Genomic DNA, 12,657 nt, shown 5'->3' with positions numbered 1-12,657 from the left:
GCCCCTTTACTTATTGGTATGGTAAGCAGTATAGACAATTTTAAAGGTTGTTAAAACATCAAACGGGACTTATATAGTTCCATGTACCTCATCCTCCTTAGTATAAAAGAAATCAAACATAGATTGATATTCCCCTATACTAATCAGATCGATGAAGTGATGTATCCATCATGGCACCGTCCTCTCTCAAGACGCTTACGAAGTTAGCTGTCGGATTCGGACTTTGAGAGTAGCCCTACTTTCAAAATTGAAAGATTCACCCCTAGTGACACTGCACAAATTGGTTCCTCCGCTCCTTATATTTGGACTCAGCGTATTACAAAAAATGTATTCTGGCTGATATATTACTCCTCTATTTTGAAAAAGTAAACAGAAAAAAAGCCAGTTAACAAACTGGCTTTTCATGTCTTTATACACGTGTATTATTCATCTTATACGCAAAATGATTCGTCGGGCCATGACCACTCCCAATATTCAATGGCTCTTCAATTGCTATACTAATAAATCGTTTTGCTTCTTGAACTGCCCCTTCAATCGAGTATCCTTTCGCAAGTCCTGCTGTAACAGCTGAAGCAAATGTGCACCCGCTTCCGTGCGTTTGCTTTGATGGAATTCGTTCACTTCTAAATTCGATAAACGTTTCCCCATCAAAGAGTAAGTCAATTACTTCACTACCTTGATATTCTGCATGTCCACCCTTCATAAGCACGTATTTTGCACCTAATTCATGCAGTACTTTCGCAGCTTCCTTACTATCTTCAACATTATGAATCTCCATCCCAGTTAACACTTCTGCTTCAGGAACATTCGGTGTTACAACCGTTGCTACTGGTAATAAATATTCTTTTAATGCTTGTACTGCTTCTTGTTGTAATAATGATGCGCCGCCCTTAGCAATCATAACAGGGTCTAGTACAATATTATTCCAGCCAAACTTCTTAATATGTTCTGCTACACTTTGAATAATTTCGCTGCTAAATAACATTCCTAGTTTCACAGCATCTGGTGTTAAATCCGTACCAATTGAATTCAACTGTTCCGTAATACCTTCTAACGGAACTGGATATACCCCTTGAACGCCAAGCGTGTTTTGAGCAGTAATTGCCGTAATAGCTGTCATCCCGTACACCCCAAGCTCTTGGAATGTTTTTAAATCTGCTTGAATACCGGCACCGCCGCCGCTATCAGATCCTGCAATTGTTAAAGCTTTATTTACTTTCATCCCACTCATCCTTTTCTATCCAAAATAGCGATGATAAATCGTTTTTGCTTCGCTTATATCTTTCGTTCCATGTACAAGTACACGTCCATCTTTGAAAGCAACTAATCTCTTTTCTTCCACAGAAAATGATAATAAATATGGATTTACATTTAAATCATTCACACGATCATTCAGCAGCTCTTTGTATCGTTCAAAATCCATTTCTTCTTTATGAGGTGGTCTAATTTGAACTGTATTTCTCCCACATAAAACTGCTGTTTTCGATGTGTTTTCTTTATTTAAATACGGGTATATCGCATTCTCTCCACACGAAGGACAATTATGCTTACGAAGCTTTTGCACATTCATACATGAATATTCATTCTTCCATACATCAAACGACACAAGTCCATCTCTAAGCGATTCGTAATCTTCCACTAACAATTTAAGAGCTTCCGTAACTTGATGAGAAACGACGAGAGATACAGCAGGAGATATAATACCCGCTGTATCGCATGTCGCTCCGCCAAGCGGAATCGATTGTAATAAACAAGATAAACATGGCGTTTTACTGGGAAGAATTGTGTAAGAAAGACCGTAACTCCCTACACATGCTCCGTAAATCCATGGAATAGAATACTTTTGCGCTATATCATTTACAATAAAACGTGTTTCAAAATTATCAGTTGCATCAATAATTACATGAACGTTTGTAACAAGTTCTTCTAATTCCTCAGCTGTTACATCTTGAACGAGAGCTTCTACTCTTACTTCACGATTGATCTCTTCTAGGCGTTTTTTTGCCGCTACAGCCTTCGGAAGATTATTTTCCACATCACTCTCTGCATACAATTGCTGCCTTTGTAAATTACTCCAATCGACATAATCCCGGTCAACAATCGTTACTGTGCCAACACCAGCTCTTACAAACATCTCTGCATTTGCACTACCTAATGCACCCGCACCGATAATGAGCACATGCTTTTCTGTTATCTTTCGTTGCCCTTCTTCTCCAATTGGAGAAAATAATTCTTGGCGAGAATATCGATTATTCAACTACGCTCATTCCTTCTAAAGGACTACTTGCTGTTGCACAACGTTTACGTGCAATACGACCTGCTTCAAATCCTAAACGTCCTGCCTCAATACTTAATTTCATTGCCTGTGCCATTTTAATAGGATCTTTTGCTCCCGACACAGCCGTATTTAATAACACACCATCCGCCCCTAATTCCATCGCAAATGCCGCATCAGCCGGGCTACCGATACCAGCATCAACGATAACTGGCACCGTCGCTTGTTCAATAATGAAGCTTAAATTTAACGGATTTACAATACCAAGCCCTGAACCGATTGGTGATGCTCCTGGCATAATTGCATGCACACCTAGTTCTTGTAATTTACGTGCTAATACAACATCATCAGATGTATACGGAAGAACGATAAATCCTTCTTCTAGTAGCATTTCAGATGCCTTTAACGTTTCTACTGGATCAGGTAATAACGTTCTATCATCACCAATAACTTCTACTTTGATCATGTCGCAAAGCCCCGAAGCTTTTGCTAATTTTGCAATACGAACCGCTTCTTCGGCATTTTTTGCTCCAGCTGTATTCGGTAATAACTTATATTTTTTCACATCAAGTTTCTCTAATAAATTAGGCTGCTTTGCATCAAATATATCCATACGACGTACTGCGAACGTTAAAACCTCCGCCTCAGATACATCAATTGCCTTTTGCTGCACATCAAAATCAGGGAATTTTCCTGTTCCTAATAAAAGTCTAGAATGAAATGAAAATGGTCCAATGTTTAACATAATCAACCGCCTCCTACGAAAGTTACAATCTCAATTTGGTCTCCATCAAAAACAGATGTATCTGTATGATCATCTTTTTGTAAAATATCTTTATTACGCTCTACTACAACAATTCTGTTTTCTAACTCTAAATGTGTAAGTAGCTCAGCTACTGTTTTTACACTCTCTGGCACTTCAATTTGATTACCATTAATTTTCAAATTCAAACTTCCAGCCCCTTTCTAAACTGTTTTAGAAAGCAATGAATCTAGCAAGTGATTCTCCTGCTTTCCTTCTATTAAATCCGCCATATACTGACCAGAAACAGGACTTAATAAAATACCGTTTCGATAATGCCCAGTACAAGCATATAAACCTTTTATTTCTTCATGCTCTCCCATATAAGGAGCTTCGTGATTCGATTGTGGTCTTAACCCTGCCCATGTGCTTTCCCACTCTGCTTCTTTTAAAGCTGGTAATATCGTATACGCGCGCTCTAATATAGAAGTAATACTTTCCGGTTGCACAGTTTTATTAAACGTATGAGGCTTCATCGTTGCTCCAATTACGTAACGTCCGCCGCGCTTTGGTGCAATGTAAAATCTTTCTTGGAAAATAGGCGCCTTTAAAAGTTGTTTTCTACTTCTTACCGCTACTACTTCTCCTTTAACTGGATATGTACCCCATTCGTGGTGAAAATGACGCAGTAACTTCGTGCTCCATGAACCACCCGCAATAACAACTTTTTCGCATGTGATAATCCCTTCGTTCGTCACAATCCCAGTCACTTTATTATTTTCAATACGAATATCAAAAACTTCTGTCTGTTCATATATATCAGCACCCGAAAATGATGCAGAATGTGCGAATGCTTTTGTAAGCTCTGGTGCAATAACATGACCATCTTTCGGATAATATACAGCACCTATAATTGACTCAGAAAGAAATGGTTCTTTCTCTCGTAAACGATCTCCCGTTAGAAAATAAGAATCTTCACCCGTTTTCTGCTGCCAATCCATAATGTGAAGAATTCTTTCCTTCTCCTCTTCATTTTGAGCAATGCGATAAATGCCTTTCTCTTCATACCCAATATCGATGCCTGTTTTTTCACGTAAAACTTCTGCAAGTTGTGGAAATATAGCACGGCTTTCTCTTGCAAGTTCAAATAGCGGGTCATATGCATCCCATTCTGCCTGAACCCCAAGTAAACCAGCGGCTGCTTTCGAGGCTTCAAATGCAATTCTTTGCTTCTCTATAATCGCTACTTTATGTCCTCTTTCTGCTAGAAAATGTGCAACTGAACTACCAATTACACCACCGCCAATTATCGCTACATCATACTTCTTACACATGTTTTTCCGCCCACTTTCTTATTGATTCCTTATAAGATTTCGCTTTGCTACACGGGTTACTACTACTTATAATTCCAGACATAACAGCAATACCACTGACGCCGTTAGTAAGAACATCCCCGGTGTTTTCTGTGGTAATTCCGCCAATTGCTGTAATCGGTATGGATAAACACTTTGCAATGTCTGAAACCTCTTCAAGCCCTCTCGCTGGCACACCTTTTTTACAATCTGTCGGAAATACATGACCATAGACGAGTGAATCCGCTCCATTCTTAAATGCGTCGATCGCCTCTTCTAAAGAATGTACAGAATAACCGACATGCAAATAAGAAAACTTCGCTTTCACTGACCTTACATTTGCGCTTCGATATCCTAGCTGTACGCGTGGAATATTTAATAAAATAGCAATATCAATTCGATCATTTATCACTATTTTTGATGCCGGAAAACCTTTCTTCAAAAGGCTTTCCACACCTTCATACAATTCCTTCGTACTTTTCTCACGCTCACGAATATGCAAATAATCAATCTCACTTTCAATTTGCATCGCTACATTCACTAACTCTTCGAATGACATTTGACCATTTGAGATTACATGAAGCTCATTTTTCATATTCATTCGCCTACTTTAAAATGTTTTTGAATAATTCATCGGCCGGAACGATTTCTTTCGTCATTCCTTTATCCTTCAGCCATTTATTTTGTTTCTCCCATGATTCTTTTGAATCCGATAAAAATGGCTCATCTTTCGTTTCCATCTTCTCTAATAAAATTTTCATACTTTCTTTTTCAACTTCTGGTACAAGTGGGAAGTTTTCTTTTTCTTGATGATTTAATAAAATATTTAATGCTTCATCTGGATTTTTCTTCATAAAATCATAGCCTTTTTTCGTACCACGTAAGAAGGCTTGTAACGCTTCTTTATCTTTTTTCAACGTTTTATCACCTGTTACAAATACAAGCTCATGATAATTCGGTACACCGTAATCTGCTGGATTAAAGTATGCTGGTTCATGACCTTCATGACGCATAACAGGTACTTCATGGTTAATGTATGCCCCTGTTACCGCATCTACTTTTTTCGTAATGAGTGCCGGTACTAAATCAAAGCCAACATCGACTACTTTCACTGTATCTGGATTACCACCAGCTTCTTTTACCATCGTTTTTAAATACATCTCACTTAAAGGTGTTCCAGAATACCCAACTGTTTTCCCCTCTAAATCTTTTGGCGATTGAATGCCTGCTGACTTCAGCGATACAACATGATTTAATGGTGAACGTACGACAGCCCCAATTGATTTCACTGGAATTTGTTCATTTGCTTTTGCCATGACAACATCAGGCTGATAATATAAGCCCACTGTTACTTTTCCCGCAGCTGCTAAAGTTAATGGGTCAGTCGGATTGGAAGGGAATTTAATATTCACCTTTACTCCTTCTTCTTTAAAGTAGCCTTTTTCAATTGCCGCATAAATAAAGCTATGTACCGCATTTGGGTACCAATCAAGCATGACCGTTATTTCTTTTTCTTTTTTACTCTTATCTGATGCTGAATTACTAGAACATCCAGCAATCATTACAACTAGTAATGTAAACACAAAGATGCGTTTTAAAAATTTCATGAATGCTTCCTCCAACTAATGAATTTCTTTTCTAATACCGAAATAAGTATGACGAAGAAAATAGCTAATAATGATAACAATACAATGGGTGCAAATACACCTGCTCCGTCTAACTGCGTCATCATTCTTTTACTGAAATACCCTAGCCCAGCTTGTGCACCGAGCCATTCACCAATTGCTGCCCCAATTACACTAAGTGGAACTGCAATTTTTAAAGCTGAGAAAAAATAAGGAAGAGCAGATGGTAACTTTAATTTAAGAAAAACATCTTTTTTCGTTGCCCCGTACGTAACTAAAAGCTCTTCCCATTCTTTTTTTGTGCTGCGTAGTCCATCATACGTATTGACCGCAATTGGGAAAAACGTAATTAAAACCGTAACAACAACCTTACTCCAAATCGTATATCCAAACCATAAAACGAAAAGCGGAGCAAGCGCTGTAATCGGAATCGTTTGTGAAGCAACTAATAATGGATAAAATGCTCTCTCCATCCAATTACTCGCATTCATTAACATCGCTAGTCCTACTCCAAGTACGATAGAAATAGCTACCCCTATTAAAACGACGTATAATGTTGCCGGCAAATGAACCGTGAATAATATATCTTTTAGTTTCCATATCTTCATTACAATTGCAGACGGTGACGGTAAAATGTACATTTCATCTACGATTCTTGCGCCTACTTCCCAAAAGGCAAGTAAAATGCTAGAAAGTGTAAGGGCAGGTAATAGCTCCTTCAATCGTTTCATCATACGAATACCTGCCTTTGTAACATACTAAGAAGCTCATCTTTAAGCGCTAGCACTTCAGGCTTATATAAATCTTTTCTCGTTCGATTACGATCAAGTGGTACAACCCTCTCGGTTAAAGTAGTTATCGGTTGCTGCTCTACTACTAAAATTCGATTAGAAAGAAACAACGCTTCTTCCACATCGTGAGTGATAAATAAAATTGTTTTTTCCCACTCTTTCCATTGTTCAAACAGCCATTCTTGCAAAGATGCCTTCGTTAAAGCGTCCAACGCGCTAAACGGTTCATCTAACAACAATATCTCCCCACCTGTTAATAAAGTTCGAATGAAAGATACGCGTTGCCTCATACCTCCAGATAAATCTTTCGGATATTTTGCCTCATACCCTTGCAAGCCAAATTTATGTAACAGTTCCTTTGCCTTTATTTGTGCTTCTTTCTTCTGTACACCTTGGCACTCTAGCGGCAGAGCAGCATTCTCAATAATTGTTCTCCATGGCAGGAGCATATCTTTTTGGGGCATATACCCTACAGGATGGCTCTTTGTTTCCGTCAGCTCTATCTGTCCAGTACTCGCTTCTTCTAAACCTGTAATAAGGCGAAATAAAGTACTTTTCCCGCATCCACTTGGTCCGATAATACTTACAAACTCTTTATCTTGTATAGAAGCATTTAATTCATTGATGATTGGTTTCTCATCATAATGAAAAGAAACATTATGAAACTGTAGTATGTTCTTGCTCCTCAAATCCCCACATCTCCTTACGATAGGACATATCCCAGAATAAATATTCAAATCGACTGGAATATAGGAAAACCTCCTCTAATCGATCTAGCTCTTTTTCAGACTTTCCAACTGCCATTTCATTTAATAAATCTATTAACCAAATACAAAGATTACCGTATTCTTCAGAACTATATCCTTGAATCCACTCACCAAAGAACTCATGATTTCTTGCTCCAGGAATATCATTTAAACGCTTTCCAATTTCCCAATAGCTCCACATACATGGAAGAAGTGCCGCTATTAATTCCGGAAGTGTGCCATTTTGAGATACAGACATCATGTAATTTGTATAAGCTAAATTTTTAGCAGATGGTTTTGCTGACTCTATCTCCTCTATAGAAATTCCAAGTCTTTTTGCATACTGTTTATGGATCGTCATTTCTCCATTTAATATTCCATCAATTTGTTCAGCGAATTTCCCCATTACTTGTGGATTCGTTGCCTTTACAACACCAATCGCATATAGCTTTGCATAATCTAACAAATATAAATAATCTTGAATAATGTAATACTGAAACTTATCTTTTTCTAACGTGCCATCCCCCATACCTACTACAAACGGATGATTATGACTCATCTCCCAAACTGGTTGTACAGTTTCTAATAATCTATCGCAAAATTTCATTTCCCTATCCCCTTCCGGTATGTGTATGTAAATAAAAAACCACTTCTAAATAAGAAGTGGTTACAGCAAATAAAATTATAATTTATTCGTTGCTCCACTTCCCTTCGCTAGTATTACCTAGATCAGGTGTTATAAGGGTTAAGGATTATTCCTCTCTCAGCACAACAAGCACCCCTAGTGGTTTCAATATGAAATTTTCAAATAAAAAAGCCCCGTTTCTATACGCAAAGAAACGGGGACTCATTATTAGTGTCCGAATTGCTTCCCTACGCTAGCATAATCTAGATCAGGTAATGAAAAGGATCAAAGGCTTACGGCCTACTCTCAGCTGGCAACACCAGCTCTCCTAGCAAACTATGAAATTAACACTGTCAGTATAACATCGTAATAAGACATCATCAACTATTTTAATTTTCCTAATTGTCAATAAAATAACGAAACTATATAATACTTATATTCTATCTTAGAAATTATTATCCTAATTAATTGGATAAAAAGGAATCATTATCCTTAAAAAATTTATTTTTATATTGATTTCATATTACATTTATGTGAATACACCCACTATATTATATCTTTATACTATAATAAAATTACAACTATACAACTAGAGGAGGTCTCTATTATATGAATATGAAAGCTACTGCTTTAACAGCAACTACTATCGCAATTGCCTCTTTACTTCCTTCTATGGGAGAAACAAATGTACAAACAGCCAACGCTGAACAATTATCTAATGTGAAAACTGGATATGTCAAAGTCGATCAAGTAGCCTTACATACAAAAGATAACGCAAATAGCTCATCAATTGATACAATTCGCTTTAATACGAAAGTAAACATACTTGAAACAACTAATGGCTGGTATAAAGTATCTGTTAATAATAAAGTTGGTTACGTGCAAAAAGATGCTATTCTACTAAAAAACAAACTTCAATCTAATAATCAATATATCGTTAATGCCAATGCATTAAACGTTCGTTCTGAACCTAATTTAGAATCTTCAATTTTAGATGTATTACCAAATGGGAAATTCGTTACCATTCAAGAAGAACAAGGCGAGTGGTATAAAATTTTACATAATGGAAAAACAGGTTACGTACAAAAAGCGTTCGTGTCTAATGGTTCACAGCCTTTAGTAAAAGGCATCACAGTTCAAAATAATACGAAATACACAGTTGCAACACCTAAACTTAATGTACGTAGCAACGCTAGTACAAGTAGTGCACTACTAGGTTCATTACAAAATGGTACACAAATACAAGTAGTGGAAACTGTGGGAACTTGGTATAAAATTCGTTTTGGCACAGGATACGGATACGTGGCCAAACATTATGTGATGCAAAATCAAACACAATCACAAGCTCAAACAGCTCAACCTACTTCCATTCCAGCTGTTTTCAAATTTCCTACTCAAGGAAGAATTAGCTCAACCTTTGATATTCGCTGGGAACAAATGCATTATGGTATAGATATTGCCGCTCAAGGTAATGTCTCTATCCAGGCGGCGGCTGCAGGTAAAGTGGTGAAATCATATTATTCAGCTAGCTATGGCAATGTTGTGTTCATCGCCCATCAAATAAACGGGAAATTATATACAACAGTCTATGCACACATGAAAGATCGCACTGTACAAGCTGGTGATCAAGTACAAGCTGGACAATTAGTAGGTCATATGGGAAACACAGGTCATTCATACGGGCAACATCTTCATTTTGAATTACACAATGGAGAATGGAATTTTGAAAAAACAAATGCAGTAAACCCACTGCCATATTTAGTTAGGTAAATTGTATGCCACGCAATATCAATATACCTCTCTTAATTGAATACTTAGCCTTTTTAGGTTTAATCTGTTGTTTAATCATTTACAATACAAACACTGTATTTTTATCTATTATCATTGCTTTTGTCGCTTTAGAAATTATGATGGAATCTTTTCAAGTGCAACTAAAACAAAAAATTGCCCATATTTATAATGCCATCTTTCTATTAAGTGCCCTAATAACCAATATTATTAGTAATGGTTTTTATTTATCTACCGTATTTCCTGTATTCTTTATGGCTATTTTATTATTCATAGCTAGATACATCAATGTCCCTAATAATAAAAGACACGAACAAGAAGCTTAGAAAGAGGAGACACTGTGTACCAATCTTTCAAAGATAATCCGCTAAAATATATATTAAATTTATATAAAAAAACAAATACTTTTTTTGGTATACAAGGAAGCAATACGGCACAATTTCTCCTTTATGGAATGTTGTTGCTCGTCTTAATTGCGTTCTCCTTGCTTTATTAATAAAAAAAGGATCTCACATAAACTTGAGATCCTTTTTAATTTATATAAATTTTTTATATAGAAAATGCTCTTTATCCACAAGCATATTTTTCATAAATAAAGCTAAGGTTATACTTTTTCTCTAAGCTCATCCTTTGTTCATCATCACACCAATAGAACAAAATGTCATGAATCGTTGCATAACGCTTATTTTTAAGAAATAGTTTAAAGAATGATGGCAAACAATCATGTAATTGTATAAATATATAATTGCGTAATATTTCTTCTTTATATGCAATGCCCTTACAAATATACAGTAATTCTTCACAATAATATGCATGTTGTGGAACTTGAATCATTTCGAAAAATGGCACATATGATAATAACTTCCCGATAAAATGATCATATCGATCCATTATTCCTATCGTCATATGCTCCATCATTTCTTTCATTACATATAAATAATCATCTACATGAGTAGTTTTCAATGGATCTAATCGATCTGAAATTTGAGAAAGTACAGCTCTTTGACAAGCTAACACCGCTTGACTAGGTCCATAATATGATAGGAAGTCTGTGCACTTACGATATTTTCGTAATAAGTCATGTGTGTATAAGTCATACACAAACGTATTACAATACATCGCTAGACTCATCATATCACTATTTAATTGCTCTTTTGATAGTAATTTAGCTCTTTTACACATATAAAAGAATGTAAATTCCAATACTTCTTTATGAGATAATAGATGCTTACAATCCGTTATACATTTCTCATTAAATTTGACTCGATCCCAAATTTCTACATCCTCATCAGTCAATTCACCAATACGATATTTAATAATTAAATAGTTTAAAGCGACCGCTTGCGTCAAAAGATCCCACGTTTCATATTCCAATGAAGTGTGAACAAACTCAGCTAGTCCTTGAGTTATCATAAAAGTATTTGCTTCTTCATACCAACCAATCTCTTGGCATAAGCGAAGAATACGTACTAGAGTTGGAATTTCATCTTTATGAAACTGCGGTAAATTCTTTACTTTATTCATTCCATATACGATAAATGCCGCTAAATTTTCTTCTTTATAAAATTCTTTTTCTTTCCACGCTAATATAGTTCGTTCTTTCCCTTCACCTTTTGGATGACAAGGTACAAGCAAAGAAAATAATTCAGCGAAATTATTTGGTTCTATATATGTATCTGTAACCAAATTCCAATTTGGATCGCGCTGTACAGCCCTCATATAATTCCCCTTCCCTTTTGTCTACATAGGAAATATTAATTCATTATTACATCATTAACAATGAATATTGTTATATTCAAAATCTTTCATAATACTTATATCTATCAGTATATCATTTTTTCTCTTATTTAAAATTAGGAATGACAAATTTTAAAAAACTGTCGAAATTACTAACTGTATACTTATATTATATAATGTCTCAGATACATCACGCTAACATATTAGTTTAATCCATATACTAGAATAATGCATCTGATTTTTATACATAACTTATCTCACTAATGAAAGTCTCTCTTCATTCCGTATGCTCCGAGATTTCACTTAAAGCAAATCCAGCTTGATCATCTGCCGATTCTCTTATAGCTAAATCACCTAGTGCTAGCATCCCAACAAGTTGACCACTCTCAACTACTGGTAATCGTCTAATTTGATACTGTGCCATTAACTCTGTAGCTTTTTCAATAGTATCATCTGGAGAAACTGAAACAATGTTTGTTGTCATTACATTTGTAATTTTATTAGATCCAGGATGTTTCTCAGCAATCCCACGAACAACTAAATCTCGGTCCGTAACAAGCCCAACAACTTGCTCATTTTCAACAACTGGAATCAATCCAATCGATTCTTCTTTCATCTTTACAGCAGCCTCATATACATTGTCTAGCGGTGTACAATGTACAACATGAGTACTCATAAAGTCTCTCACTCGTGTCATTTTTGTTTCCTCCTTTTTATACATACCATAGCTTTTCCTAAATCCCTTTATTTATTTCAGGAAAATCAGTTGATAAAGGAGGATTCCACAAAATAAAAAAGAGTCAGCATATTGCTGACTCTTTTTTTTATGACCCGTACGGGATTCGAACCCGTGTTACCGCCGTGAAAGGGCGGTGTCTTAACCACTTGACCAACGGGCCATGGCTCCGCAGGTAGGACTCGAACCTACGACCGATCGGTTAACAGCCGATAGCTCTACCACTGAGCTACTGCGGAA

Annotated in this window: 14 protein-coding genes, 2 tRNA genes and 3 riboswitches; of the genes, 2 read left to right on the top strand and 14 right to left on the bottom strand. The window is 36.3% G+C overall.

Annotated features, from left to right (window positions below; translation table 11 throughout):
* Positions 1–176: 176 nt before the first annotated feature.
* A riboswitch (cyclic di-AMP (ydaO/yuaA leader) is annotated at positions 177–324 on the bottom strand.
* Between the two features lie 85 nt (positions 325–409).
* The 10 genes from thiD to tenA are packed head-to-tail and all read right to left on the bottom strand — an operon-like array spanning position 410 to position 8,138.
* Positions 410–1,231: a bifunctional hydroxymethylpyrimidine kinase/phosphomethylpyrimidine kinase gene (thiD, locus tag PDL00_RS34160; RefSeq protein WP_270733788.1), complete on the bottom strand. Its 822-nt coding sequence runs from the start codon at positions 1,229–1,231 to the stop codon at positions 410–412.
* A gap of 6 nt (positions 1,232–1,237) precedes the next feature.
* Positions 1,238–2,257: a thiazole biosynthesis adenylyltransferase ThiF gene (locus PDL00_RS34155; protein ID WP_242254475.1), complete on the bottom strand. Its 1,020-nt coding sequence runs from the start codon at positions 2,255–2,257 to the stop codon at positions 1,238–1,240.
* Positions 2,250–3,020, bottom strand: a complete 771-nt coding sequence (gene thiG / locus PDL00_RS34150; protein WP_000931990.1) for a thiazole synthase — start codon at positions 3,018–3,020, stop codon at positions 2,250–2,252. The genes PDL00_RS34155 and thiG overlap by 8 nt, the downstream gene beginning before the upstream one ends.
* A 2-nt stretch (positions 3,021–3,022) precedes the next feature.
* On the bottom strand, positions 3,023–3,226 hold the full coding sequence (gene thiS / locus PDL00_RS34145; protein WP_001049508.1) for a sulfur carrier protein ThiS: 204 nt from the start codon (positions 3,224–3,226) through the stop codon (positions 3,023–3,025).
* Between the two features lie 15 nt (positions 3,227–3,241).
* Positions 3,242–4,351, bottom strand: a complete 1,110-nt coding sequence (gene thiO / locus PDL00_RS34140; RefSeq protein ID WP_242254474.1) for a glycine oxidase ThiO — start codon at positions 4,349–4,351, stop codon at positions 3,242–3,244.
* The gene (gene tenI, locus PDL00_RS34135; protein ID WP_270733787.1) at positions 4,344–4,964 is read right to left on the bottom strand and encodes a thiazole tautomerase TenI; all 621 of its coding nucleotides are present in this window, start codon (positions 4,962–4,964) and stop codon (positions 4,344–4,346) included. The genes thiO and tenI overlap by 8 nt, the downstream gene beginning before the upstream one ends.
* 10 nt (positions 4,965–4,974) lie before the next feature.
* A complete protein-coding gene (locus tag PDL00_RS34130; RefSeq protein ID WP_270733786.1) occupies positions 4,975–5,976 on the bottom strand; it encodes an ABC transporter substrate-binding protein in 1,002 nt (333 codons plus the stop codon).
* The gene (locus tag PDL00_RS34125; RefSeq protein WP_097818522.1) at positions 5,973–6,725 is read right to left on the bottom strand and encodes an ABC transporter permease; all 753 of its coding nucleotides are present in this window, start codon (positions 6,723–6,725) and stop codon (positions 5,973–5,975) included. Before PDL00_RS34125 ends, PDL00_RS34130 begins: the two co-directional genes overlap by 4 nt.
* Complete coding sequence (locus PDL00_RS34120; RefSeq protein WP_242254468.1) at positions 6,725–7,474, bottom strand: ABC transporter ATP-binding protein; 750 nt, start codon at positions 7,472–7,474, stop codon at positions 6,725–6,727. The genes PDL00_RS34125 and PDL00_RS34120 overlap by 1 nt, the downstream gene beginning before the upstream one ends.
* Positions 7,443–8,138, bottom strand: coding sequence for a thiaminase II (gene tenA, locus PDL00_RS34115; protein WP_270733785.1), 696 nt, complete (start codon positions 8,136–8,138; stop codon positions 7,443–7,445). Before tenA ends, PDL00_RS34120 begins: the two co-directional genes overlap by 32 nt.
* Before the next feature lie 82 nt (positions 8,139–8,220).
* Positions 8,221–8,324: riboswitch (TPP riboswitch) on the bottom strand.
* A gap of 60 nt (positions 8,325–8,384) precedes the next feature.
* Positions 8,385–8,496, bottom strand: a riboswitch (TPP riboswitch).
* Between the two features lie 269 nt (positions 8,497–8,765).
* Between tenA and PDL00_RS34110 the strand changes: the two genes are divergently transcribed.
* Both PDL00_RS34110 and PDL00_RS34105 read left to right on the top strand, forming a co-directional pair.
* Complete coding sequence (locus PDL00_RS34110) at positions 8,766–9,926, top strand: SH3 domain-containing protein (protein ID WP_242254464.1); 1,161 nt, start codon at positions 8,766–8,768, stop codon at positions 9,924–9,926.
* A 5-nt stretch (positions 9,927–9,931) separates the two neighbouring features.
* On the top strand, positions 9,932–10,270 hold the full coding sequence (locus PDL00_RS34105; RefSeq protein ID WP_242254463.1) for a hypothetical protein: 339 nt from the start codon (positions 9,932–9,934) through the stop codon (positions 10,268–10,270).
* A 241-nt stretch (positions 10,271–10,511) separates the two neighbouring features.
* On the opposite strand, the gene PDL00_RS34100 is transcribed toward PDL00_RS34105, so the two are convergent.
* The 4 genes from PDL00_RS34100 to PDL00_RS34085 all read right to left on the bottom strand — a co-directional run bounded on the left by PDL00_RS34100 (position 10,512) and on the right by PDL00_RS34085 (position 12,656).
* Positions 10,512–11,663: a DUF3965 domain-containing protein gene (locus tag PDL00_RS34100; RefSeq protein WP_242254461.1), complete on the bottom strand. Its 1,152-nt coding sequence runs from the start codon at positions 11,661–11,663 to the stop codon at positions 10,512–10,514.
* A 295-nt stretch (positions 11,664–11,958) separates the two neighbouring features.
* Positions 11,959–12,378, bottom strand: a complete 420-nt coding sequence (locus PDL00_RS34095; RefSeq protein ID WP_242254458.1) for a CBS domain-containing protein — start codon at positions 12,376–12,378, stop codon at positions 11,959–11,961.
* 130 nt (positions 12,379–12,508) lie between these two features.
* Positions 12,509–12,580 (bottom strand) — tRNA-Glu (locus tag PDL00_RS34090).
* A gap of 1 nt (position 12,581) precedes the next feature.
* Positions 12,582–12,656: transfer RNA gene (locus tag PDL00_RS34085), tRNA-Asn, on the bottom strand.
* Position 12,657 lies beyond the last annotated feature (1 nt).

Origin of the sequence: Bacillus cereus group sp. TH152-1LC (genome assembly GCF_027710505.1) — a bacterium.
Classification (GTDB): domain Bacteria; phylum Bacillota; class Bacilli; order Bacillales; family Bacillaceae_G; genus Bacillus_A; species Bacillus_A mobilis.
The sequence above is the reverse complement of the archived record's forward strand: the minus strand, read 5'-3'. Positions and strand labels throughout refer to the sequence as shown.